The sequence below is a fragment of the Pseudomonas sp. BIGb0558 genome, from assembly GCF_024807515.1.
Lineage (GTDB): Bacteria > Pseudomonadota > Gammaproteobacteria > Pseudomonadales > Pseudomonadaceae > Aquipseudomonas > Aquipseudomonas yamanorum_A.
The window spans coordinates 44,229-68,513 of sequence record NZ_JANUEW010000022.1 but is presented as its reverse complement, the minus strand read 5'-3'; the positions used below and the strand labels follow the sequence as shown (position 1 = coordinate 68,513).

Sequence of the window (24,285 nt, the reverse complement as noted above, 5' to 3'; positions counted from 1 at the left end):
CCCTGTATAGATCAGTTGGTGATTCTTTGACGGCCTTAGTTCCATTTTTTGCCATCCTGCCTTCGACCGCTCGTCAGGTGAGCTTGCCCGCCACAAAAGATATATCTTAAGTTATGTCTAACCAAACGAGAGAGCATTGACCATGAGAGACCCTCATTCCCACCGCCCGCACGGTGACGGCCGCGACGGCTTCGAAAAACGCCCGGGCCGCGAACGCGGCGGCCGCGGCCCACGGGTCTTCGCCCCCGGCGACCTGAAACTGCTGCTGCTGGCGTTGATCGCCGAACAGCCGTGCCACGGCTACGACCTGATCCGCCAGATCGAAGGCCTGTTCGACGGCGCCTACAGCCCCAGCCCCGGCGTGATCTACCCGACCCTGACGTTCCTTGAAGAAAGCGAACTGATCACCGGCGACGCCGAGGGCGGAAAAAAACGCTACACAATCACCGACGCCGGACGTCTTTCCTTAAGTGAGCAAGCCATTGCCCTGGAAGGCGTACGCATGCGTATCGACGTGAGCAAGCGCTCCCTGCGCGGCCACGACCGCCCCGCCGAAATTCACGAGGCGGTGCACAACCTGCGCCATGCCTTGCAACTGCACCACGGACGCTGGAGCCCGGAAGAAATCGTCCGGGTGGCCGCCCTGCTCAACACCACGGCCCAGGCCATCGTCGACGGCCCGGCTGTTCAACCCGTACCGGAGCAAGCCCAATGACTGAACCCAACAAACTCGAAATCCACCGCGTCATGCACGAGATCAAACGCCGCCGCCTGGAGGTGCTGAGGGTGGTCGATATCACCCCGCGCATGCGCCGCATCACTGTGGGCGGCCCTGAGTTGACGGGGTTTGTGAGCCTGGGCAGCGACGATCACATCAAGCTGCTGTTCCCGCAGAACGCCGCCGAAGTGGCGGCACTGGAGAGCCCGACGTTCAGTATCAAGGATGCCGAGTACCTCGCCATGCGCGACTACACCCCGCGTCGCATCGACCTGGCGAACAACGAGCTGGACATCGACTTCGTGCTGCACGGCGACGGCCCTGCGTCCACCTGGGCCGATCAGGTTCAAGTCGGCCAGCGCCTGTACATCGGCGGGCCACGGGGCTCGTTGATCGTGCCGGATATCTTCGACAGCTACCTGCTGATCGGCGATGAAACCGCACTGCCCGCCATCGGCCGTCGTCTGGACGAGTTGCCGGCCGGGCGCATGGTGTTGGCCGTGGTTGAAATCGCGAATGCGGCGGAACAGCAGACACTGAACAGTGCCGCCGATGTGGAAGTGATCTGGGTAATACGCGGCCAGGATGACCTGGTGGAAACAGTGCGTAACCTGACCCTGCCGAGCGGTTCGCTGTACAGCTTCGTCGCCACCGAAGCCAAGCTGTCACGCCAGGTACGGCGGGTGCTGCTGGACACGCACCAGATCAATGAAGACGCGCTCAAGGCCGTGGGTTACTGGCGCGCCGACGGCAGCGACGAATAACCTGTGGCGAGGGAGCTTGCTCCCGTTGGGCTGCGCAGCAGCCCCAAAAGCTTAGGGCCGCTACGCGCCCCAACGGGAGCAAGCTCCCTCGCCACATTAACCGCGTGGTCTGGCTAGAAATTTATCCAGCCCCACCACGGCCAACGCCACCAGCACGAACCCCGCCAGAATCCCCCCGGCATTGATAAACACCTGTGGATAACCCAGCGTGTCCACATCAATGAACGGGTACTGATACAGCCCCCACACATACCCGCGCAACAACGCATAGGCGAAGTACACCAGCGGGTAAATCACCCACAGCCCGATGTGCCTGAGCCGCAGGCTGCCCTTGGGCACGCAGCACCACCAATACACCACGAACACCAGCGGCATCACGTCGTGCAGCAACTCGTCCGCCACAAACTGCACGCCCGCAGGCGCCCACATATGCCGCAGCAACAGGCTGTAGGCGAGGCTGACCACGACGATACTCACGGCAATCCCACTGCTCACCACGGGCCCGAGAAAAAACCGGCTCGCCGCGGTTTGGCGTTGCACCCAGGCATGGGTCAACACCACCGCCACCAGGGTGTTGGTGAGCACGGTGAAGAAGCTGAAAAAATTCACCAGGCCTGGCAACAGGCTGGCGCCATCAATCCAGCGGAAATAGAAAATGATGTACTGCTGCAGCGCCAGGCCAGCCCAACCGCCGAGGGCTGCCAGGCCGATAAGGTGACGTTTCACCTCAGTCCTCAACCGGCCGTTTGGTGCGCATCAACTTCAGGTACAAGCCTTCGACCTTCTCCCGTGCCCACGGCGTCTTGCGCAGGAACGACAGGCTCGACTTGATGCTCGGGTCACTGGAAAAACAGCGGATGTTGATGCGCTCGGCCAGGCCTTCCCATTGGTAATGCGCCACCAGTGCGGTGAGGACCTGTTCCAGGGTGACGCCGTGCAGTGGGTCTTTGTTTGTCGCGGTCATGCCGGGCCTTTTGCAAAAAAGAAGAAAACGAAGCCGCGCACCTTAGCGGACGGGCCGGGCCGGTGGAAGCACCGCTTTAACTGTAGACGCATAAACCTGTAGGAGCCGGCTTGCCGGCGATGGCGGTCTGGAGCCCTGCAGCGCTCACGGGAACGCCATCGCCGGCAAGCCGGCTCCTACAGGGTTTTCGGGAAAGTTCCCCTTGGCAGGGAAAAAAGTGATGTTATATTGTAACGATAACTATCAAAGGGTATCGAATCCCTTACCGTCTTCAGCCTTCTCTTTTTTGCCGTTTGCCAAGGAACGACCGATGTCCCTCTCTTCTCTCTGGCGCCTCACCCCGCTGGCCGCCGCCCTGTTGATCACCTCCCAGGCCAACGCCCTGGAGCTGCAACCCCAAGTCATCACCGGCAACCCGTTGGGCAGCGAAACCCTCGCCTCGCCCACCACTGTGCTGGAAGGCGATGACCTGACCCTGCAACAAAAAGGCAGCCTGGGTGAAACCCTGAACAAGCAGCCCGGCGTGTCTTCGTCGTACTTCGGCCCGGGTGCCAGCCGGCCGATCATTCGTGGCCAGGACGGCGACCGCATTCGCCTCCTGCGCAACGGCGTCGGCGCGCTGGACGCTTCGTCGCTGTCCTATGACCACGCCGTGCCGCTGGACCCGGTCAACGTCGACCGCATCGAAATCGTGCGCGGCCCGGCCGCCCTGCTGTATGGCGGCAGCGCCATCGGCGGCGTGGTCAACACCTTCGACAACCGCATCCCCACCGAAGCCATCGAAGGCATCCACGGTGCCGGTGAGTTGCGCTACGGCGGCGCCGACACCACCCGCAGCAGTGCAGGCAAACTGGAAGCCGGCAATGGCACCTTCGCCCTGCACCTGGACGCCAGCGCGCGGGAATTCAACGACCTGAAAATCCCCGGTTTTGCCCGCAGCCGCCACGCACCGGAAAGTGAAGACGGCGAAGGCAAGAACGGCCGCCTGGGCAACAGCAACGGGCGTCAGGACGGCGGCGCGGTCGGCGGTTCCTACACCTGGGACGACGGTTACGCCGGGCTGTCCTACAGCAACTACGACAGCAACTACGGCTCCCCGGCCGAGCAGGACGTGCGCATCCGCATGAAGCAGGATCACTACGCCTTTGCGTCCGAGATCCGCAACCTGCAAGGCCCGTTCACCTCGGTCAAACTCGACGCCGGCTACACCGACTACAAGCACATGGAAATCGAAGGCGGCGAGACCGGCACCACCTTCAAGAACAAGGGCTACGAAGCCCGGGTTGAAGCCCGGCACTTGCCAATCGGGCCGTTCAACGGCGTGGTGGGCGCGCAGGTCAGCCGCAATGAATTCTCGGCCCTCGGTGAAGAAGCCTTCGTGCCGCAGACCGACACCAATGCCGGCGCGCTGTTTATCCTCGAAGAAATGCAGGCTACCGAGCGCCTCAAGCTGAGCCTCGGCGGGCGCCTGGAACACACCAACGTCGACCCGGACGGCAAAGGCAACGAGCGCTTCGCCAATGCCAACAAGTCCGCCGACTTCACCGCCGGCAGCCTGTCGTCCGGCGCGGTGTATACGCTGACGCCGATCTGGTCCCTGGCCGCCACCCTCGGCTACACCGAACGCGCCCCGACGTTCTACGAGCTGTATGCCAACGGCGCCCACGTCGCCACCGGCACCTACGAGCTGGGGGACGCCAACCTGTCGAAGGAAAAAGCCGTGTCCAGCGACCTGGCACTGCGCTTTGACAATGGCACCCACAAGGGCAGCTTCGGGGTGTTCTACAGCCACTTCTCCAACTACATCGGCCTGCTGGGCAGCGGTCGTACCTTGAATGACGAAGGCGAGGAAGACGCCGGCGGCATCCCTGAGTACAAATACTCCGGCGTGCGTGCGCGTTTCACAGGGTTTGAAGCCCAGGACCACATCAAGCTGGGAGAAGGCGCCTACGGCAAGTTCGCACTGGAGCTGTCGGGTGATTACACCCGCGCTACCAACCTGGACACGGGTGAAGCGCTGCCACGGATTGCGCCGTTGCGTTTGAACAGCGGCTTGTTGTGGGAGCTGGATCGCTGGCAGGCGCGGATTGATGTGGAGCATGCGGCGGGCCAGGGCCGGGTGCCGGATAACGAAAGCGGCACCGACGGCTACACCACCTTGGGTGCCAGCGCCGGCTACCGCTTCAATGTGGGTGGCAGCCAGTGGCTGGCGTTTGTGAACGGTGAGAACCTGACGAACCAGACCGTGCGGTATGCCAGTTCGATCCTGCGGGACATTGCCCCGGCACCGGGGCGGAGTGTGCAGGTGGGTCTGCGTACCACCTTCTAAAAGCTGATTGAAACCTCTGTGGCGAGGGAGCTTGCTCCCGCTGGAGTGCGTAGCGCTCCTACTATTTTGGGGCCGCTGCGCAGCCCAGCGGGAGCAAGCTCCCTCGCCACAATAAGCACCGTTGCTACAGTCGCGGTGCTAACGCTTAGCTAGTACCGCGCATCCACCGGCTTACCTCCCTTAGGCCAATCCTTAACCTTGTCCGGGAAATCCGGGCGAGGTTGTTGGGAGAAGTACGCCGCCACATCCACCGCCTCCTGATCCGACAAACCGCCCTGCCCCAACGGGAATTTCTCGTGGAAGCCGATCGGCATATTGCGTTTGACGAACGCCGCCGCCGTATACAACCGCGCCATCCCCGCCCCGATATTGAACGACTGCTCGCCCCACAACGGCGGGTACACCAGCTCGCCATCCGCCCGCGTCAAACCCTGGCCATTGTCGCCATGGCACACCGCGCATTGCCTGGCGTACACCTGCTTGCCATTCTCCATGTCCGGCTTGATCGCCGGGTCGACCTTGCCTACTCCGCGCCCCGCCACTTTGTCTTCCGGTTCAGTGTTGTTTTTCATCCAGTCGAAATAAGCCACCATCGCCTGCATATCCGCCGATTCCGGGGGCAATGGCTTGCCGTTCATCGAGCGCCGGAAGCAGCCGTTGATCCGCTCTTCCAGGCTCACCACCTTGCCCGCACGCGGCGCATAGCTGGGAAAAAACGCCGAGACGCCCACAAACGGCGAACCATCTGCCACGGTGCCTGCGTTGAGATGGCAACTGGTGCAGTTCAGCGAGTTGCCCACGTTATTGGGCAGCAGCTCCTTGGTTTGCAGGTGCAAGCGCATGCCGCGTACCACCTGATCAGCATTCGGCGCCGCCAACAATTCAGCCAGGCGCGGGGTTTCAAACGCTGAAGAATCAGTGGTGACCGGGTTGAGCTGGCCGCGCATTTTTTTCACTTGGGCAGCCGTGATGGGCGTGCCTTCGTTGCCCCAACTGCTGCGCACAAAGCTGAGGATTTCAGCGATCTCCTGATCCGCCAGCCGGGCAAACCCCGGCATGGTGTAGACCCGTGGATGGGTTGCCGTCTCAGCGGTTTCCCAGCCGGTAAGGGTGATGTGCAGCAGTGAGGTCGGGTTGTTCGAAGCGACGCCTGGGTTGCCCGCCAGCCGTGGGAACAAGCCTTTCACCCCGCCCCCGTCGCTGCGGTGGCAGTCGCTGCAAAACTGCATATAACCCAGGCCGCCACGGCTGGTGAACAGGTCCTGCGGCGGCGCGACGGGTTCGTGGGCCACGGCGGGCATCGGCAGGTCGTCCTTGCCCGGCGGCAGGGATTTCAAATAGGTCGCGATGGCCGTCAAGTCGGCATCGGTGAAGTGCTGGGTACTGTGGTGAATCACATCGGCCATGTTGCCGGAGACCGTGGCAAAGCGGTTCTGCCCGGTCTTGAGCAATTGCACGGTGTCGTCCACCGTCCACAGGTTGCGCAGGCTCAGGGCACGCCAGTGTTCGACGGTCTCCCCGGCCAGGTAATGCCGACCGCTGCGGCCGGCATCGCTCAAGGCTTTTTCCTGGAACGCGATGCCACGCGGGGTGTGGCAGGAGCCGCAGTGGCCAAGGCCCTGGACCAGATAGGCGCCACGGTTGAGCACTTCATCCTTTGCGGGGTCAGGCACGAACGCTTGCGTGTCGAGGAACGCAAAATTCCACAACGCCAGGCCCCAGCGCTGGTTGAACGGGAAGCCCATCTCGGCGTCCAGGTTGGGTTTGCTCACCGGCTCCACGCCCTGCATCAGGTAGGCGAACAAGGCACGCATGTCGTCTTCGCTCATCTTCGCGTAGGACGGATACGGCATCGCCGGGTACAGGTTCTGCCCCGCCGGCGTCACGCCTTCACGCATTACCCGGTCGAACTGTTCGAAGGTGTACTGGCCGATGCCGGTGTCGCGATCCGGGGTGATGTTGCTCGAATAAATCGTGCCCATCGGCGTGCTCAGCTCCAGCCCGCCCGCCATGGGCGCGCCTTGCTTGGCGGTGTGGCAGGCGATGCAGTCGCCCAGTTGGGCAACGTATTTGCCCTGTTCGATCAGCGTGGGGTCGGCTTGGTTGGCGTGCAGGGGAAGAGACAGACACAGCATCACCCCCACAAGGCCCAGACGTGACAGGGGAACAATCATCGCACTATTCCTTTAATAACCCGGGCCTGGGGTGGTCCCCTCGGCGCAGGTCTGCAATCGTTTTTATTGGGTCATCAGGCGGATAACCGGGGCATGGTCAGCCCCAGCTTCGTTGTAGCGGATTTTTTGCGGGCGGCCCTTGATGTGGATCAGGCGCGATGTTCTACAGTGGAACTCACGTTGGCTAATTAACGCGGGCATCGATGTCGGCGAGGAGAGCAAGGATGCGTTATTCACCCTTTGTCGCGCGCATTGGCGGCGAGTCCGTCAGTGCCTGGGATATTCACTACACCGCCGCCGAAGCCCAGCATCGCGGCGAAGACGTGATTGTGCTCAGTGTCGGCGACCCGGACTTCGCCACAGACAACGCGATATGCGAAACCGCTGTCGATGCCCTGCGCGCTGGCGACACCCATTACACCCATGTGCTCGGTCGCCCGAAACTGCGGGAGGCTATCGCCGCCAGGCAGAGCCTGCTGCAAGGGGTTGCGGTGCACGCCGACAATATTGCCCTGGTAGCCGGCGCGCAGAATGGCCTGTTTGCGGCCTGCCTGTGCCTGTTCAGCCACGGCGATGAAGTGCTGGTGCCAGCGCCGATGTACCTGACCTACGAAGCCTGTGTCCATGCCTCGGGGGCACGCCTCACAACCGTCGAGCAACCGGCTGCCAACGGCTTTCGCCTGACCCGCACCGCGCTGCAAGCCGCCATTACCGACAAGACCCGGGGCATCGCCCTCGCCACACCGTGCAACCCCACCGGGAATGTCTACAGCCGCGAAGAGCTGGAAGCCGTTGCCGAAGTGGCACGCGCCTATGACCTGTGGGTGATTTGCGATGAGGTGTACGGCCAGCTCGTCTATGACGAGCAACACCTGAGCATCAGCTCATTGCCCGGCATGGCCGAACGTACGGTGGTGCTCAACAGCCTGTCGAAAAGCCACGCCATGACCGGCTGGCGGGTAGGCTGGGTGGTCGGCCCGCCGACGTTGATCAGCCATCTGGAGAACCTGCTGCTGTGCATGCTTTATGGCTTGCCGGGGTTTATCCAGGCGGCGGCCATCAAGGCACTGGAACTGGATGAAGCCCTGGTCGGCAATGCCCGCACGGTGTATCGGCGCCGGCGTGACCTGGTGGTGAACGAGTTGCGTGCAATCAGTGCGCTGGACTGCCGAGTCCCCCAGGCCGGTATGTTCATGCTCGTGGACGTGCGCCGTACAGGGCTTACGGGCCGGGACTTTGCCTGGCAACTGTATCGCCAGACCGGCGTATCGGTGCTGGACGCCCAGGCCTTTGGCCCCAGCGCCGAAGGGTTTGTAAGGGTGTCGTTTACCGTCGCCGATGACACGCTCAAGGAAGCTTGCCGACGCATTGCCGGGTTCGTTGAAGGGCTTGGGGCCACTTTACGTGTTCGCCGATAACAGGCATAACACGCCCTTTGCCCCGTTCGAAGGACTGCCATGTCTCAAGGATTGACCTATCGCCAGGCCCACCTGGACGACCTGCACACCCTGTGCGTGCTCGGCCAGCCGCTGAACCGCCTGCACCACCAGGAACGGCCCGATATCTACCGTGACGCCACCGACCAGGTGGAGCGCGACCAGTCCCATTGGCGGCCCTGCCTCACCAGCCGGGTCCAGGCGGTGTTTCTGGCCGAGCGGCAGGGTGCGGGGGTCGGGTTTATCACCGCGCAGATCATCGAGACGGCCAGCCCGTTGCTGCAACCGCTGCGCGTCGCCCGGATCGGCTCGATCTGCGTGCTGGAGGCACAACGTGGCCAGGGCATTGGCCGCGAACTGATGACACTCGCCGAACGCTGGGCGATCCGCCAGGGCGCCGGGGATCTGCGCCTGACCGTCTGGGCCTTCAACGAACCGGCCCAGCGGCTGTATGAAGAGTTGGGCTATGAAAAGCGCGCCTTCGAAATGGGCAAGCGCCTCGGTTAAATCGGTGGACAAGCCGGCGGGCGATCAAGCTGCGACGGGCGTTGGCGTCATTCAGCCGCGATGAGGGCATTGTGCTGCCTTGACCTGATCCCCCTCCCCGCTGAAAATGCGCGACGCTTTTCCCGTCTCCCCGTTTACTGAAGTAGTGAAATTTCAATGTCTGATTCCCGTACCGAAGAATCCGTAGTCGCCTTGCAATCCAAAGCTGAATACGAAAACGCCATCAATCTTTCACAGCACGTGCCGGCGGCCAAGACCATCAGCGAGATGGTGCTGGACGCGTTCCACACCTCCAAGGAAAGCGACCAGATCCGCGAACTGCGCGTGGCCATCCGCCAGGCCCATGACGCTTTCGACGACGACAAGGCCTACGACCTGATGGGCGAGCTCAAGCAGCTCAAGGACGCCGAAGCCGCCGACAACGCCGCCCTCGAAGACCTCAACACCAAGTTCTCCATCAGCCGCATCCTGTCCAGCTTCAAGGACGACCCGCAGTTCCAGGAGCTGGTCTACGGCCTGGCCCTCAAGGTGCTGAACCAGACCCACCAGGCCATCAGCAACCCGAGCGCCGGCAAAGGCAAGGCTTCCCGCCCGAAGAAGGAAGCGGAAGTGTTCGCCATCAGCAAGGACGGCATCAGCGTCACCCTGCCGATGCGTTCGCCGCGCTCCAAGCCGAATGTCGATCGCGAGGCGTTTGAGTTCCTCGGTTTCAGCTTTGTGGGTGAAGGTGACGAGGCGGAACTGGAAGTTGAAACCTTTGTGGATAACTCGGGCGCCGAGCAGCCACTGACGCGTAAAAGCATCATCACCGCGCTGCAGCAGCAGACCGCGTTTGATGGGTACAGCATCGCCCAGCAGTAACTCGATCTGAATGTGGGAGCGGGCTTGTGTGGGAGCTGGCTTGCCTGCGATAGCATCACCTCGTTGCACCTGACACTGCGAGGTGCCTGCATCGCGGGCAAGCCCAGCTCCCACATTGACCCTGCGCCCCCGCAAATTCAGCCTACGACCTGAGCCGCAAACACCTCGCGAAACCGCTGCATCTCCTCAGCGTTGCCCACGGTGACCCGCACCCACTGCGGCCAGTTTTTCCACACGCGCCCAATCTTCACGCCCTGTTCACCCAGCCGCTCGATGACCTGCTCCGCCGGACGGCGCACGTCAATCATGAAGCAGTTGCTGTGAGACACCGTGCAGGTGAATCCCCGGTTTTTCAGCCAGGCCACCGTCTCATCCCGCAACCGTGTATTCAGCGCCTTGCGCGCAGGCACCAGTTGCGCATCCGCGAGGCTCGCGCGGCCGGCGAGCAAGCTGGCCGCGGCCGGCACGTTGTCCCCGCCAAACACCGCCAACTGTTCCAGCAACGCCGGATGACCAATGGCCAGCCCCAGGCGCGCGCCGGCCAGGCCATAGATTTTCGAGAACGTACGCAACACCAGCAAGTCGTCATGGTCCTTGACCCAGGCCACGCAACTGGGCGCATCGCTGAAGTCGATATAGGCCTCGTCCACCAGCAAAATGCTGCCTTTGGGTTTGTTCGCCAGGGCCTGCTCAATGGCCTTCGCAGGCGTGAGGGTGCCGGTGGGATTGTTCGGGTTGCAGAGGTAGATCAGGCCGGGCTGGCGGTCAACGGCGAGCATCGCGGAAAGGTCGTGGGCATGGTCGGCGGCAAGGTCCACTTCATGCACCCTGGCCTTGCGTGACTCGGCGGCCTGGCGCGGCACTTCGTAGGAAGGCGTGGCCATCACCAGGCTGCGAGTTTCGCTGGTAAACGCCAGCACCGCGTAACGCAACGCGGCCATGGAGCCGGCGAACACCGCCACCTGTTCGTCGGAAATCCCCTGCTGCTGGGCAAATTGTTCGGCCAGCGCGTACATGTCCGGGTACGGATAGCGCCCCGAAACGGCAATGCCGCGCTGCATGGCCTGCCGCGCGGCCGGCGATGGGCCGTAGGGGCTTTCGTTGTAGTTGAGCAGTACCTCGGACGACGCAGCGGCAGGGCTTGCCTCTGCCCAGTCCAGGCGCCCCAGCAACGGCAAGGCCGCGCCCAGTGCGATCAGGGAACGACGACTCACGTTGACCATGAAGACCTCTCCTTGTCGGCTCGCAGCTTCAGGTGCGGGATTCGCCCCCGTTCCTACAATGGGGTATGACGAGGAAAACATCCGGTAATTTACCCGGCCAACAAAAAGCCCCGCGCTTCATATCGAAGGCGGGGCTTTTGTGTTTCTACCTACTTGGAATGAAAGCGCCGGTTCAGCGCAATCCGCTTGGCCTCCACTTCCCGCAGGTGTTTGTGATGCCGCCGCCACAGCACCAGCACGATGATCAGCACCAACACCACCAAACCACCGCCCCACAGCAGGTACGGCATGGCGGTGATCAACAACGGCGCATCCCCACCCCGACGCAGGCTGGTCACTTCTGCGGAACTGACGCTCAGCGCCGGGTTGCCGAAGGTTTGCAGGCTGTAGTTGGCAATGGCGGCGATTTGCGCGTCGTCCAGGTCGCCGCCCAGGGCCGGCATGCTTACGGCGCCGTCGGCCCCTTTGCGGTCGATGCCCGCGATGATCGCCATCACCAGGTTGTTGGCCTGGTTGCCGTTGAGCGCGGTGTTGAGGCTCAGGGACGGGTAGAACTTGTCTGCACTGCCCTGGCCATCGCGGCCATGGCAGCTGGAGCACGCCGAGTTGTAGAGGCGTGCGCCATCCATGCCGGTGGCATCGGCCAGTGAGGCCTGGTCGCCCTGGCCGGTTTCCAGGGTGCTCATGTCCACCGGCGTGACTTTACGCACCACCCGCTCAGTCTGGCCAGGATCGCGGATCGGCGGCACGGTGTGCAGGTAGGCAGCCATGGCATGCAGGTCGCTGTCGCTGAGGTAGCGGAAGCTGTTTTCCACCGCTTCGGCCATGCCGCCTGCGGCCTGGGCCTTGTCGGCGAGGTGGCCGTTTTTCAGGAAGTTGACCAGGTCGTCATCGCTCCAGTCCCCCAGGCCGCTGACCTTGTCGGAGGTGATGTTGGGCGCAACCCAGCCTCCCAGTTTCGCACCGCCCAGGTACTGGCTGTTGTCCTCGGCCATCAGGGCGTTACGCGGGGTGTGGCAGGCGCCGCAGTGGGCGAGGTTGTCCACCAGGTACTGGCCACGGCGGGTCTGTTCGGTGGCGCCGGGCTTGGGCACAAAACCCTGGCTGTCGAGGAACACCAGGTTCCAGCCGAACATCAGTTGGCGGATGTTGAACGGGAACGCCAGGTGGGTTTCCGGCACTGGCTGGTCCACGGCTTTGACGCCCTGTTGCAGGTACACGTACAAGGCGTGGATGTCGTCATCGCTCATGCCCTGGTATGAGGTGTAAGGCATCGCCGGGTACAGGTGCTGGCCCTTGGCATTGATGCCTTTACGCAAGGCGTCGGCCAGTTGCTGCTCGGTGTAGTCGCCAATGCCGTAGGCCTTGGACGGGGTGATGTTGCTGGAGATGATCTTGCCCATGGGCGAGTCGATCACATACCCACCGGCCAGCGGCGCGCCGCCGTTTTCAGCCGTACGGTGACAGGCTTCGCAGTCGCCGGCACGGGCCACATAGGCGCCTTTCTGGATCAGCGCGGCGGTGTCTTCAGCGGCAAACACCGGCAACGCGGTGAGCAGCAAGGCCAGCAACGGAAATTTAAGCAACCCCATGACCTAGACCTCCCGCGCAATGATGTCGGCCATACGGATACTCAGCGCCACGCCGGCCAGCGTCGGGTTGATGGTGCCGGAGGCCGGGATCACCCCGGTGGTGGCGAGGAACAGGTTGGCGTGGTCGTGGGTGCGGCACTCGTGGTTGACCACCGAGTCCTTGGGGTTGGCGCCCATGATCACAGTGCCCATCAGGTGGTCGCGGTTCTGGTAGCCGGTGTTGTCTTCCACCACCGTGCCGCCCATCAGTTGCACGAAATGCGCATAGTCTTCGGTGACGCCGGCCTTGGCCGCCTTCACGTAGTCGCCCACCTCGTAGTTGACCACCAGCATCGGGATGCCCAGGGCGTCCTTGCGGGTGCGGCTCGGGCGCACGGTGTTGGTCTGCAACGGCAGGGTTTCATACACGGTGGACACGTCGACCCAACGCGCCGCGTCGTGGCGGATGCGCTCGTCCAGCTCCTTGCCGTACACGCCCTGGGCGATCAGCCGCTTGGCCACGGCGATGTTGGGCACGTTGTTGGAGATCGAGTGTTTGACCGAAGCCCGTTCCTTGCGGAACTCACCGTCACGGCGGTTGAAAATCCCGCCCTGCTGCACAGCCCCGCGTCCCGGCCACAACGGTTCGTCGGCGATAAATTGCAGGCCCTGGCCAGTGTGGTCCATCAGGTTGCGACCGACCTGGTCGGAGGAGTTGGCCACCTCGGAAATCAGCAGCAACTTGGGGGTTTCCAGGCCATGGGCGGCGACGATGAAGTACTTGGCGGTGAGCCGCACATCGGCGCCGGTAGAGCTGCGGTAATGGATCGCGACGATCTTGCCGTCCGCGCCTTTTTCCAGCTTGTAGGCGGTGGCGTCGGTGATCAGCTTGGCGCCGGCCTGTTCGGCGTGGCGGGCGTGCACATCGCCGCTGTACATCGCGCCGATGGGACACACCGGCATGCAGTTGTTGTTGCCGCTGCATGCCGGGCGCCCGTCGTAGGGTTCGGTGGCGCGGCCGTTGGGCTCATGGATAAAGTGATACCCGGCCGGGGCCATGCGTTCGCGCAGGCGCTGGAACAGGTAGGTATCGCCTTCCGGCGCCATCGGATAGGGGCTTGAGCGCGGCGGGAAAGCGCCGCCGCCCTGCCCGCTCTGGTCCTGGGTGTCGCTGCCGCAGACACCGAGGGCAATTTCCGCGCGCACGTAATAGGGTTCCAGCTCGCTGTATTCCAGCGGCCAGTCGCGACCTACGCCGTACAGGGTCTTGAGCTTCATATCGTTGGGCAAGTAACGCCAGCACGCCGCCGCCCAGTGCCAGGTGGTGCCGCCCACCAGTTTCAACATGCCGGGGCGGAACTCGAAAGAACCGGTGTTCTCGATGTATTGCTCATCATAAGAATGATGGGCCCACGGCTCATTCGGATACGGCGAGTTGTAATTGCCCTTGTTCGACGAATTACGGAAGTTCTCGACTATCTTCCAGCGAGGAATATGTTCACCCGCTTCCAGAATAATCACCGACTTGCCGTGTTTGGCCAATTCAAATGCTGCGTTACTGCCTAATGCGCCGGAGCCAACCACAATGACATCGGCGTCAAAATCCTGATTCATAAAAGTGCCTTGTCTTAGTCGTTGGCCAGCGTGGCCGGAGGATTAACCCAGTAATTGGTTTTTCCCCGGGAGTACGTCGGGATCACCGTGGCATCCGCGGTCGGCGCGTAGGCCAGGGCGCCGGTGAAGGTCACCAGCCGCGTGCCGTCGGTGGCGCGCAGGGACACCGGCGTGCCGGTGTAGCCCAGGTACCAGGCCGAGACGATTTTCTGCGTCGTGTCCTTGACCACCGGGTCGCGGTAGAACGGGCTGCCGGACAACTGGCTGACGCTGCGCAGGTGATGCTGGCCAACCTTGCTCCACAAGGCTTTGATCTTCTGGGGGAACGCAGGGTCGTTCTGGGTGCACTGGGCCAGGATGCGCAAGGACAAGGCGGCATCCACACTCGTGCGTTCGAGGAGGAACATCGACAATTGGCGGAACGATTCAATGTCGTCAGTGGCGGCGCTGCTGACGTCCTGCGCCAGCGCAACACCGGCCCACAGCGGGGCGAACAGGCCGGCACCGGTCAAGGCTGCGCCTGAATAAAGGAGTTTTCTTCGGGTTATCACGGGATATCTCCTCATGAGTCGAACAACTATCGGCGCATCGGCCAAGTTCGACTTCACTGCAAAAGGCTGAGTACTTCGTTCACGGAGGTTGAACGGACTTTAAGAGCCCTTTTTATAACTGCCAGGAGAACGCCAAGCTGTCGTGCAGCTTGTTAATTATGGATATGAGCAATAGCGCGACCGTCTATAACAGCCGCTTAAACACCGTACAGCAATTGATCCCGTAATAACATGAAACATCCGTTTGGATGTTTGCTCAGTTATGCAGGTAACTCGCCAGGGGATATTTCGCGCACAAGGTCTGGGCCTGTAAATACAGGGTTTTCTGTACGGCAGCGTCGAGGGCGTACTTGTGCTCGCCCAAGGGCGTGACCGCGTCGAGTACCCGGCACACCAGGTCGACCACCTCGCGGCATCCCTCGGCATCGATGTGGCGTTGCGCCAGGGAAACGCTGCCGATGCACAAGCCGTTGGCGACGAACGACGGGCGCGTCTCCCCCGGTGCGCGATGTTTGTCCACGAGGATGCCGCACTGCTCCAGCGCCGCCTGGGCGATGGCGCCGGTGATGCCCCCGCGCAAGCGAATCAGCACCGAGTGGTTTTCACTGCGCCCGCCCACCACCTCGTAGTCTCCCGCCTGAAATGCACTGGCGAGTTCATCAGCGGTGGTGCGAACCCGTGCCATCCAGGCGTCGAATTCCGCCGACATGGCGTAGCCGAACGCCGCCGCTTTCGCCGCAATCATGTTGAAAGCCGGCGCGCCCTGCATCCGCGGGAACACCGCCTGGTCGAGCAGGCGACTGAAGGTGGTCTTCAGGCCGGGCACCTTGGTTTCGGCATCCCGGCCCGAAAGAATCAGGCCGCCACGAGGGCCACCCAGCTGCCGGTGGGTGCACAGCGTGGTGACGTGGGCCAGGTCGATCGGGCTTGGATGGCGCCCGGTGGCGACCAGGCCGGCGATGGTCGAGATGTCCGCCAGCAGGATCGACCCGGCTTCGTCGGCAATGGCGCGCAACCGTTCGAAATCAATGAAGTGTGAATAGGCCGTCGCACCGCAGATGATCACCCGCGGGCGATGGGCCAGGGCCAGGGTGCGTACCTCTTCGTAGTCGATCACGCCCTTGGACGTGGTGCCGTATCTGAGTGCCTTGTAGTACGCGCCGGTGAACGCCACCGGGCTGCCATGGCTCAAGTGCCCGCCGTGATCCGTGGCCATGCCGAGCACGGTGTCTCCCGGCTCCAGCAAGGCAGCCAGCACCTGGTAATGGGCGGTTGATGCCGAGTGTGATTGCACACCGGCGTACTGCGCACCGAACAGCTGACAGGCGCGGCGAACAGCCAGGGATTCGACCCGGTCGGCATTCTCGCAGCCGGCGTGATGACGCCAGCCAAGGGCACCCTCGGCGGTCACGTTGACCAGCACCGAGGCGGACGCCGCCAGGATATGCGGCTTCACCGCGCAGGACGAAGCAGACAGTGACAGGGTCTGGTGTTGGCGCGTGACCTCCGCATCCAGCAGCCCTGCCAGCTCCGCGTCTTCTGCCCGCAAATCCGCCAACCCTCGTTGCAACAGGCCGGCGTGGTGGGTAAGTGGCTGCGTGTTGACTGTCATAGTCCTGTGTTCCTTCCCTGAAAATCACGAACGCCTTTCCGTTGGGCGCAGGGCAATTAAGCAGAAAAATGAACATTTTCCAAATTAAATGATTCTTTTTGGCCGGGTACAGGGGGACAAGGCCCATGTGCCGGGGCTGAATGCTGGCCAATCGCCAAAAAACTGATCACGGTCTTTATTCTTGTAGCGGGCGCGTGCAACACTTCGCGCCGCGGCGAAGCACGCAACCCCGGCCAAAATGGACGCTCGGGGTAAAACATAGGGAAGTGGTGGGCATTTGATCCATAGAAAAGAACGCACCGAGTATTTGAAGAGCAATATCAAATACCTGATCAAAAGCCGCGGAGAGACGCAGCTGTCGCTGTGCAACGCGGCCGGCCTGACCAGAACCACGATCTACAACATCCTGGAAGGCAAGGTCGTCAACGTACAGCAGTCCACCATCCGCAAGATCTCGGATTTCTTTGGCGTCTCCTATGAAGAAATCGAGACCCTCGACTTTGAAGAAAAAGAGATCATCGACAGCAGTATTTCCCCCCAGGGAAACATGAACCCCGCTGCCGTGCCGATCATCAAGCAAAGCCAGGTCATGGCCAACATGGACAAGCGCATTGGCGAACTCGCCACGCTGTACCCGCTGACCTACTACTTCGGCACCTCCTACAACTTGATCGCTGTTCTGCTGGAACATGAAATTGCCGGCGTCAACGAGCCCGGGGATTTGTTGATCGTGCAGAAAGGCTCGTCGAGCGACGACAAGGAAAAGTTGGTGTACGACTGCGCCAGCAAACAACTATTCATCACGGATGAAGCGTGTGTGAGCTCGGATCGTATCTGTGTGGTGGGAGATATCATCGAGGAGCGCTTCAATGACCACGTATGAACACGAAGTCGAGAACAGCAAATACAAACTGCTGGGGTTCGAAAATGACAAGAGCCTGGCGGTGATCATGGTGATCGCCACGGGCAAGATCATTCGGGTAAAGCTGAGCGAAGTGCTGAACAGCGAAATCATGGACAATTTAAACAAAATGGAAGTCAAGAACATGTACAAGAAGTTCTATTCACAGGGCGGGGCGCTCACCGCGTACGAGCTCAACGACCGCAATGAGAACTCATGGATGATTTACATCATCCTGAACCTGCTGCTCTTCACGTTCTATATCTTTACCAGCATCGCCGCGACCAAACCGATTTACCTGGAGTCGCTGGGCATTATCGTCACCCCAGGCACGTTTCTGTACCCGCTGACATTCCTGATCGTGGACTTGCTCAACGAGCAGTTCGGCCTCCGGCTGGCGCGAAGGGCGATCCTGTTTGCGTTTGCCAGCAACGCGATGATCATCATCCTGCTCTACGGCTCGACCTTCCTCCCCGGCTTGCCCGGCTGGAAGCTCGACGGGCCTTACAACGACGTGATCATCCAGGTGTCGTCGGTGTTGATCGCCTCCTCGGTCTCGTTCCTGGTGTCGGAGAACATAAACTCGTACCTGCTGTGCAAGATCAAGGAGCTGACCAACTCCAGGTACCTGTTCCTGCGGATTTTCCTGAGTACGTTTTTCGCGGTGATTATCGACAGCTTCCTGTTCTGCTTCATCGCGTTCTACGGTGCCATGCAGACCAGCGACATCCTGAACATGATCTACGTGCAGATCGCGATCAAAGTCTGCTTTGCCTTCTTCAACATCCTGCCGGCCTACGGCGCCCGCTCGTTGTTCAAGCGCTACATCACGGGCGATAACCAGGCTGCGCAGCAAGCCAACTGATCGGTGAACGTTCCCGTGCTCAGCACGGGAACGCTGCGCATCAACCCAGCTTGCCTTTCAGGCTCTGCATGACGGCAGCCTTGTTTTCCAGGTAGTCGTTCAGGCCCCGCGCACGAAGGTTGCAGGCATCGCAGTTGCCACAACCGGTGCCGATAATGCCGTTGTAGCAGGTCAGGGTCTGGTTGCGGATCAGGTCCAGCTGGTGGTGATAGTCCGCCAGGGCCCAGGTCTCGGCCTTGTTCAGCCACATCAGCGGCGTCTGCAGGCGCACATCGTATTCCATGCCCAATTGCAGCGCTTTATTCAGCGCCTTGACGAACTCGTCCCGGCAATCCGGGTAGCCCGAGAAGTCGGTTTCACACACGCCGGTGATCACGGTTTCTGCCTTGACCTGATAGGCGTAGATCGCCGCCAGGGTCAAAAACAGAATGTTGCGGCCTGGTACGAAGGTGCTTGGCAAACTTTCGCCCGAGCTGTTCACCGTAGGCACCGGGATGTTGTCGCGGGTCAGGCTGCTGATGGCCAACTCGTTCAACAGCGACACATCCATCACCTTGTGAACGGTGGCGCCCAGTTGCTTGGCGAGCGTCTGTGCAACTTCAATTTCCGCCACATGCCGCTGGCCATAATCGAAGGTAATGCAGTGCACCTCGTCATACAGCGGCAGGGCCTGGATCAGGCAGGTTGTGGAGTCCTGCCCACCACTGAAGACGATAACGGCTTTTTTACTCATCATTCTGCTTCCTGCATTTATCACATGTGTAGGAGCAAGGGGGACGCCTAGTTCTTGCTCGCGAAAAACGTCAATGATAACGCAGCGTATCTGGTTTAACGCGGCGCCCTCTGGTTTTTCGCGAGCAAGCTCGCTCCTACAAAAAAGCCCCGCGCTTCTCACGAAGGCGGGGCTTTTTTTACTTCATCCACTCAGTGGGCGTACGTCAGCAGCAACTCTTTCGGCACCTGGAAATCCAGGGACATCATCACGCTCAAGGCGGTGATGGTGAAGATCGAGAAGACGAACAGCTTGCGTGCCCAGACGGTGTCATCCACCGCCTTGTAGCCGGTCCAGGCCATGTACAACCAGTACATGCCCATGGCGGCGGCGACGGCGAGGTAGCTCATGCCGGCGTAGCCACTGAAGGTCAACATCAAGGTCGCCACAAGGAAGGCCAGGATGTAGAGCAGGATGTGTTTCTTGGCGACCTTGATGCCACGCTTGACCGGCAGGACCGGAATCGAGGCAGCCAGGTAGTCATTGAAGCGGAAGATCGCGATGGCATAGGAGTGCGGCATCTGCCACAGGCTGAACATCACCAGCAGCACCAGTGCGGCCATGTCGAAGCTATTGGTCACAGCCACATAACCAATCACCGGCGGCATCGCCCCCGACAGACTGCCCACCAGCGTGCCGTGAACCGACTTGCGCTTGAGGTAGAGGCTGTAGAAGCCGACGTAGATGACAAAGCCGATCACGGCAAACAGCGCCGCCAGCGGGTTGGCCACCTTGTACAACAACACTACGCCGGCGATACCCAGGATGGTTGCGAAGATCAGTGCCAGTTTCAGGGAGATGAGGCCCTGCACCAGCACACGATTCTTGGTGCGTTCCATCTTGATGTCGATATCGCGGTCGATGCAGTTGTTGAATACACAACCGGAAGCTACCACCAGGGACGTGCCGATCATCGCAGCCAGGAAAATGGCCAGATCGACATGCCCCTTGGAGGCCAGGAAGAAACCGCCTGCCACAGAAAGCACGTTACCGAAAATGATCCCCGGTTTGGTGATTTGGATAAAGTGCTTAAGCGACATCGGGTCTTACCTCACTTCGCCATCATGAACGTATGGATGCTGAACATGATCCATACCGACAGGCCAACCAGCAGGAGGATCACCAAGCCTGCGAACACGAACGCAATCACGTTATCGCGCTGAGCCTTGGAGCGGTCCAGGTGCAGGAAGTACACCAGGTGAACCAGCACCTGAATCACCGCGAACGCCAGGACGATCATCAAGGTGATCGACTTCGGCAAGGTTGGGTACATCACCAGGCCGAACGGGATCAGCGTCAGGATGACCGACAGGATGAAGCCGATGGCGTACGACTTGACGCTGCCGTGGCTGTCATCGTGGCTGTCATGGGAATGTGCATTAGCCATTACAGAGTCCCCATCAGGTAGACAACGGTGAAGACGCAGATCCAGACCACGTCCAGGAAGTGCCAGAACAGGCTCAGGCAGCTCAGGCGAGTCTTGTTGGTGTTGGTCAGGCCATGTTTGTTGACCTGATACATCATGGTCGCCATCCAGATCAGACCGGCGGATACGTGCAGACCGTGGGTGCCTACCAGCGTGAAGAACGCCGACAGGAAGCCGCTACGGTGCGGGCCGTAACCTTCGGAGATCAGCAGGTGGAACTCGTTGACCTCCATGCCGATGAAGCCCAGGCCGAACAGGAAGGTCAGTGCCAACCAGCTCAGGACGCCTTTCTTGCTGCCCTTGTAGAAGGCCAGCATGGCGAAGCCGTAGGTGATCGAGCTGAACAACAGCAAGGCGGTTTCGCCGAGCACGTAAGGCAGTTCGAAGATGTCGTGGCCCGACGGGCCACCCGCTACGTTGTTTACCAGTACCGCGTACACCGCGAAGATCGACGCAAACAAGATGCAGTCGGTCATCAGGTAGAGCCAGAAACCGAATACGGTCATTGGCCCCGAGTCGTGGTGATGGTCATCGTGCCCATGGTCATCGACATGGGCGTGTCCAGCATTGGTCACTAAGTTCGACATGGTTTAAGCCTGTTCCAACGAGGTTTCAACACGGTTGGCCGGGATCTTCTTCTCGGCAACCAGGCGAGCGTGTTGCTCGGCTTCGATGCGTTCGATCACGTCGACCGGCACCATGTAGCCTTGGTCATCACGGGCAGCGTGAACGATGAAGTAGCCGATGGTGCCCACCAGGCTCACGATGGCCAGCCACCAGATGTGCCAGATCATTGCGAAACCGAATACGGTCAACAGCGCACCCATCACAACGCCGGTAGCGGTGTTGTTAGGCATGTGGATCGGTTCGTAACGCGCAGGCTTCTGGTACGCCGTACCGTCTTCCTTGGCTTCGGTGAACGGATCGATGCTGTCAGCCTTAGGCAGTACGGCAAAGTTGTAGAACGGCGGTGGCGACGAGGTCGACCATTCCAGGGTGTGTGCATTCCATGGGTCGCCGGATTCGCACATGTTCTGCTTGCGATCACGCACGCTGACATACAGCTGGATCAGCTGGCAGGCGATGCCCACGGCAATCATCACTGCACCGACCATGGCGACGTACAGGTACGGCACCCACTCAGGGTTGGTCGTGGCGTTCAGACGACGGGTCATGCCCATGAAGCCCAACGCGTAGAGCGGCATGAACGCGACGAAGAAGCCCGAGATCCAGAACCAGAATGCAGCCTTGCCCCAGCCTTCGTGCAGCTTGAAGCCGAACGCTTTCGGGAAGTAGAAGCTGAAGCCTGCGATGTAGCCGAATACTGCGCCGCCGATGATCACGTTATGGAAGTGAGCAATTACGAACAGGCTGTTGTGCAGTACGAAGTCAGCACCCGGAATGGCCAGCAGTACGCCGGTCATGCCGCCGATCGCGAAGGTCACCATGAAGCCCAGGGTCCACAGAACCTGGCTGGTGATGCGCAGACGACCGTGATAGATGGTGAATAGCCAGTTAAATAGCTTCACCCCCGTCGGGATGGAAATCAGCATCGTCGCCAGTCCGAAGAACGCGTTGACGCTGGCCCCCGAACCCATGGTGAAGAAGTGGTGCAGCCAAACCATGAAGCCCAGTACCGAGATCGCGCCCGAGGCGTAGATCATCGAGTGGTGACCGAACAGGCGCTTGCCCGAGAAGGTCGAGATCACTTCAGAGAAGATACCGAACGCTGGCAGGATCAGGATGTACACCTCAGGGTGACCCCATGCCCAGAACAGGTTCACGTACATCATTGGATTGCCACCAAGTTCGTTGGTGAAAATGTGGAAATCCAGGTAACGGTCAAGCGACAGCAACGCCATGGTTGCAGCCAGGATCGGGAACGATGCAACGATCAGTACGTTGGCCCAGGTGCAGGTCCAGGTGAAGATCGGCATGTCCATCAGCTTCATGCCAGGGGCGCGCATTTTCAAGACGGTGGCCAGGAAGTTGACCCCCGTCAATGTCGTCCCGAGTCCTGATAACTGTAGCGCCCAGATGTAGTAATCCACACCCACGCCCGGACTGTAGGCCAGGCCCGACAGCGGCGGATACGCAACCCAACCGGTCTTGGCGAATTCGCCGACGCCCAGGGACAGGTTGATCAGTACCACGCCGGACACCAGCAGCCAGAAGCTCAAGGAGTTCAGGAACGGGAACGCAACGTCACGCGCACCGATCTGCAGCGGCAAGGCAAGGTTCATCAGGCCGGTGAAGAAAGGCATCGCCATGAAGATGATCATGATCACACCGTGGGCGGTGAAGATCTGGTCATAGTGTTCAGGAGGCAGGTAGCCAGGCGAACCCTCGGTGGCCATGGCCAACTGGGTACGCATCATGATGGCGTCGGCAAAACCACGCAGCAGCATGACCATGGCAACGATGACGTACATGACGCCGATTTTCTTGTGGTCGACCGAAGTCAGCCACTCGGTCCACAGGTAGGTCCACTTCTTGAAGTAAGTGATACCTGCAAACAGTGCCAGACCACCCAGCGCGATCATGGCGATGGTCACCATCACGATCGGCTCGTGGAACGGGACCGCATCCCAACTTAATTTACCAAACATCGTTTACTCCTCTGCCCCAGCAGTTGAATGCGCGCCCGTGTCAGAACCTTCAACCGCGGCCACTTCTTTCTTCTCGTGCTCGATCGGCTTGCCTGGTTTCATACCTTCGTACTTGTCGACGATTTTCTGAAACAGGTCCGGCTCGTACGTGGAGTACAGGGCGACAGGGTTGTTTTGGCTCGGTTTGGCAAGAGCGTCGTATTCAGCTTGATCAAGCTGTTTAGGTGCGGCCTTGACTTCGGCTACCCAGGCGTTGAAATCTTCCTGGCTTGTCGAGATCGCTTTGAATTTCATGCCGGTGAAGCCAGCACCGCTGTAGTTGGCGGAGATGCCTTCCATTTCAGCTTTCTCGTTCGCGATCAGGTGCAGACGGGTCTGCATGCCTGCCATCGCGTAGATCTGGCCGCCCAGCGCAGGGATGAAGAACGAGTTCATCACGGCATCGGAGGTGATCCGGAAGTTCAGCGGGGTGTTCTCCGGGAACCGGATCTGGTTCACAGTGGCGATACCCAGGTCCGGGTAGATGAACAGCCACTTCCAGTCCAGCGCGACCACTTCGATGTTGATCGGCTTGACGTCGGAGTCCAGCGGACGGTACGGGTCCAGCTCGTGGGTCGACTTATAGGTGATGTAACCCAGGGCGATGATGATGAGGATCGGAACCAGCCACACCGCGATTTCAATCTTGGTGGAGTGCGACCACTTCGGCGCGTAGGTGGCGCTGGTGTTCGACGCGCGGTATTTCCAGGCGAAGGCGAACGTCATGATGATCACGGGCACTACAACCAACAGCATCAGCAGAGTGGCGGTGATAATCAGGTTTCGTTGATCCAGACCGACCTGACCTTTGGGGTCGAGCAAGGTCCACTTGCAGCCTCCCAGCATTAACAGCATGCCGAGCAGCGGCAAAAAGCCTAGTAATCGGGGGTACCTGTTTTTACTCATCTCACGACCTCTAAAGCAGCTTGCGCAATGCAGTTGGGTTTTGATCGCCAACACTTCACCCTGCCAAGGGTTGGCATTTCTCTTCGATTGAATAAGGGCCTGCCCGTCGCACCTTGCGCGAATCGACACGTCCCGGGCTAGCGGTGAGTTCTTATTCGAATTCGTTGGTCAAAGGCCTTGTTACAGACCAATTCCATTTGGTGCGGATAGTTGAAAGGCTGCCGGCACCTGGGGTCGCATGAAACGTTACATCCGCTTCTCGACCGCCCTAGTTTGCTCAGGGGTGAGCAGCACCGGACATTCAGTGCGGGCGATTGTAGTTAGCTAGCGATGTATAAACCATGTCTTATCCAGAAATAATTTTTATCGTTTCCAGCAATAATCCTTCACCATTATTGCAAAGGTCCGCGATCGTATCGCGTTTGATTCTCGACAAAAACCAC

22 protein-coding genes are annotated in these 24,285 nt (G+C 60.5%); 8 read left to right on the top strand and 14 right to left on the bottom strand.

The genetic code is table 11. From position 1 onward, the window contains the following. The first annotated feature begins 142 nt into the window (after nt 1-142). A complete protein-coding gene (locus tag M2400_RS22810) occupies nt 143-715 on the top strand; it encodes a PadR family transcriptional regulator (protein WP_259198259.1) in 573 nt (190 codons plus the stop codon). After that, complete coding sequence (locus M2400_RS22805; protein WP_259198257.1) at nt 712-1,482, top strand: siderophore-interacting protein; 771 nt, start codon at nt 712-714, stop codon at nt 1,480-1,482. The genes M2400_RS22810 and M2400_RS22805 overlap by 4 nt, the downstream gene beginning before the upstream one ends. Before the next feature lie 96 nt (nt 1,483-1,578). Here the strand turns inward: M2400_RS22805 and M2400_RS22800 are convergent, their stop codons facing one another. Both M2400_RS22800 and M2400_RS22795 read right to left on the bottom strand, forming a co-directional pair. Then, nucleotides 1,579-2,208, bottom strand: a complete 630-nt coding sequence (locus tag M2400_RS22800) for a Pr6Pr family membrane protein (RefSeq protein WP_177040707.1) — start codon at nt 2,206-2,208, stop codon at nt 1,579-1,581. A gap of 1 nt (nt 2,209) precedes the next feature. Next, on the bottom strand, nt 2,210-2,446 hold the full coding sequence (locus tag M2400_RS22795; RefSeq protein WP_177133997.1) for a VF530 family DNA-binding protein: 237 nt from the start codon (nt 2,444-2,446) through the stop codon (nt 2,210-2,212). Between the two features lie 310 nt (nt 2,447-2,756). Here M2400_RS22795 and M2400_RS22790 point away from each other — a divergent pair, with 310 nt between their 5' ends. Beyond that, nucleotides 2,757-4,775 carry a TonB-dependent receptor gene (locus tag M2400_RS22790; protein WP_259198251.1) on the top strand — a complete coding sequence of 673 codons (2,019 nt, stop codon included), beginning with the start codon at nt 2,757-2,759 and terminating at the stop codon, nt 4,773-4,775. Nucleotides 4,776-4,924: 149 nt separating this feature from the next. Here M2400_RS22790 and M2400_RS22785 read toward each other — a convergent pair whose 3' ends face one another. Then, nucleotides 4,925-6,949, bottom strand: a complete 2,025-nt coding sequence (locus M2400_RS22785; protein WP_259198249.1) for a c-type cytochrome — start codon at nt 6,947-6,949, stop codon at nt 4,925-4,927. A gap of 224 nt (nt 6,950-7,173) precedes the next feature. On the opposite strand from M2400_RS22785, the gene M2400_RS22780 reads away from it, so the two are divergent. From M2400_RS22780 to M2400_RS22770, 3 genes are all read left to right on the top strand, one after another. Then, nucleotides 7,174-8,367 carry a pyridoxal phosphate-dependent aminotransferase gene (locus M2400_RS22780; protein WP_259198247.1) on the top strand — a complete coding sequence of 398 codons (1,194 nt, stop codon included), beginning with the start codon at nt 7,174-7,176 and terminating at the stop codon, nt 8,365-8,367. Between the two features lie 39 nt (nt 8,368-8,406). Continuing rightward, nucleotides 8,407-8,892 carry an N-acetyltransferase gene (locus tag M2400_RS22775; protein ID WP_177040715.1) on the top strand — a complete coding sequence of 162 codons (486 nt, stop codon included), beginning with the start codon at nt 8,407-8,409 and terminating at the stop codon, nt 8,890-8,892. A 156-nt stretch (nt 8,893-9,048) separates the two neighbouring features. Next, entirely contained in the window at nt 9,049-9,753 is a 705-nt protein-coding gene (locus M2400_RS22770; protein ID WP_177116197.1) for a hypothetical protein, read from the top strand. A 137-nt stretch (nt 9,754-9,890) separates the two neighbouring features. On the opposite strand, the gene M2400_RS22765 is transcribed toward M2400_RS22770, so the two are convergent. The 5 genes from M2400_RS22765 to glyA all read right to left on the bottom strand — a co-directional run bounded on the left by M2400_RS22765 (nt 9,891) and on the right by glyA (nt 16,324). Then, complete coding sequence (locus tag M2400_RS22765) at nt 9,891-10,976, bottom strand: pyridoxal phosphate-dependent aminotransferase (RefSeq protein WP_259198244.1); 1,086 nt, start codon at nt 10,974-10,976, stop codon at nt 9,891-9,893. Between the two features lie 149 nt (nt 10,977-11,125). Beyond that, nucleotides 11,126-12,568 carry a cytochrome c gene (locus tag M2400_RS22760; protein WP_259198242.1) on the bottom strand — a complete coding sequence of 481 codons (1,443 nt, stop codon included), beginning with the start codon at nt 12,566-12,568 and terminating at the stop codon, nt 11,126-11,128. Between the two features lie 3 nt (nt 12,569-12,571). Beyond that, complete coding sequence (locus M2400_RS22755; protein WP_259198240.1) at nt 12,572-14,161, bottom strand: GMC family oxidoreductase; 1,590 nt, start codon at nt 14,159-14,161, stop codon at nt 12,572-12,574. A gap of 14 nt (nt 14,162-14,175) precedes the next feature. Then, complete coding sequence (locus M2400_RS22750) at nt 14,176-14,712, bottom strand: sorbitol dehydrogenase family protein (RefSeq protein ID WP_259198239.1); 537 nt, start codon at nt 14,710-14,712, stop codon at nt 14,176-14,178. Nucleotides 14,713-14,968: 256 nt separating this feature from the next. Next, entirely contained in the window at nt 14,969-16,324 is a 1,356-nt protein-coding gene (glyA, locus tag M2400_RS22745; RefSeq protein WP_259198235.1) for a serine hydroxymethyltransferase, read from the bottom strand. A gap of 277 nt (nt 16,325-16,601) precedes the next feature. On the opposite strand from glyA, the gene M2400_RS22740 reads away from it, so the two are divergent. Further along, nucleotides 16,602-17,207 (top strand): helix-turn-helix transcriptional regulator, encoded by a 606-nt coding sequence (locus M2400_RS22740; protein WP_177079938.1) that lies wholly within the window; start codon nt 16,602-16,604, stop codon nt 17,205-17,207. Continuing rightward, on the top strand, nt 17,194-18,090 hold the full coding sequence (locus M2400_RS22735; protein WP_177040732.1) for a queuosine precursor transporter: 897 nt from the start codon (nt 17,194-17,196) through the stop codon (nt 18,088-18,090). The genes M2400_RS22740 and M2400_RS22735 overlap by 14 nt, the downstream gene beginning before the upstream one ends. A 40-nt stretch (nt 18,091-18,130) precedes the next feature. Here the strand turns inward: M2400_RS22735 and queC are convergent, their stop codons facing one another. From queC to cyoA, 6 genes are all read right to left on the bottom strand, one after another. Then, nucleotides 18,131-18,823 (bottom strand): 7-cyano-7-deazaguanine synthase QueC, encoded by a 693-nt coding sequence (gene queC, locus M2400_RS22730; RefSeq protein ID WP_259198295.1) that lies wholly within the window; start codon nt 18,821-18,823, stop codon nt 18,131-18,133. Between the two features lie 191 nt (nt 18,824-19,014). Continuing rightward, a complete protein-coding gene (cyoE, locus tag M2400_RS22725) occupies nt 19,015-19,902 on the bottom strand; it encodes a heme o synthase (protein WP_003216376.1) in 888 nt (295 codons plus the stop codon). A gap of 11 nt (nt 19,903-19,913) precedes the next feature. After that, on the bottom strand, nt 19,914-20,249 hold the full coding sequence (cyoD, locus tag M2400_RS22720; RefSeq protein ID WP_003216374.1) for a cytochrome o ubiquinol oxidase subunit IV: 336 nt from the start codon (nt 20,247-20,249) through the stop codon (nt 19,914-19,916). Then, the gene (locus M2400_RS22715) at nt 20,249-20,875 is read right to left on the bottom strand and encodes a cytochrome o ubiquinol oxidase subunit III (protein ID WP_177040736.1); all 627 of its coding nucleotides are present in this window, start codon (nt 20,873-20,875) and stop codon (nt 20,249-20,251) included. Before M2400_RS22715 ends, cyoD begins: the two co-directional genes overlap by 1 nt. Nucleotides 20,876-20,878: 3 nt before the next feature. Beyond that, nucleotides 20,879-22,897, bottom strand: coding sequence for a cytochrome o ubiquinol oxidase subunit I (cyoB, locus tag M2400_RS22710; RefSeq protein ID WP_177040737.1), 2,019 nt, complete (start codon nt 22,895-22,897; stop codon nt 20,879-20,881). Between the two features lie 3 nt (nt 22,898-22,900). Next, nucleotides 22,901-23,842 (bottom strand): ubiquinol oxidase subunit II, encoded by a 942-nt coding sequence (cyoA, locus tag M2400_RS22705; protein WP_177040739.1) that lies wholly within the window; start codon nt 23,840-23,842, stop codon nt 22,901-22,903. Between the last annotated feature and the right edge of the window lie 443 nt (nt 23,843-24,285).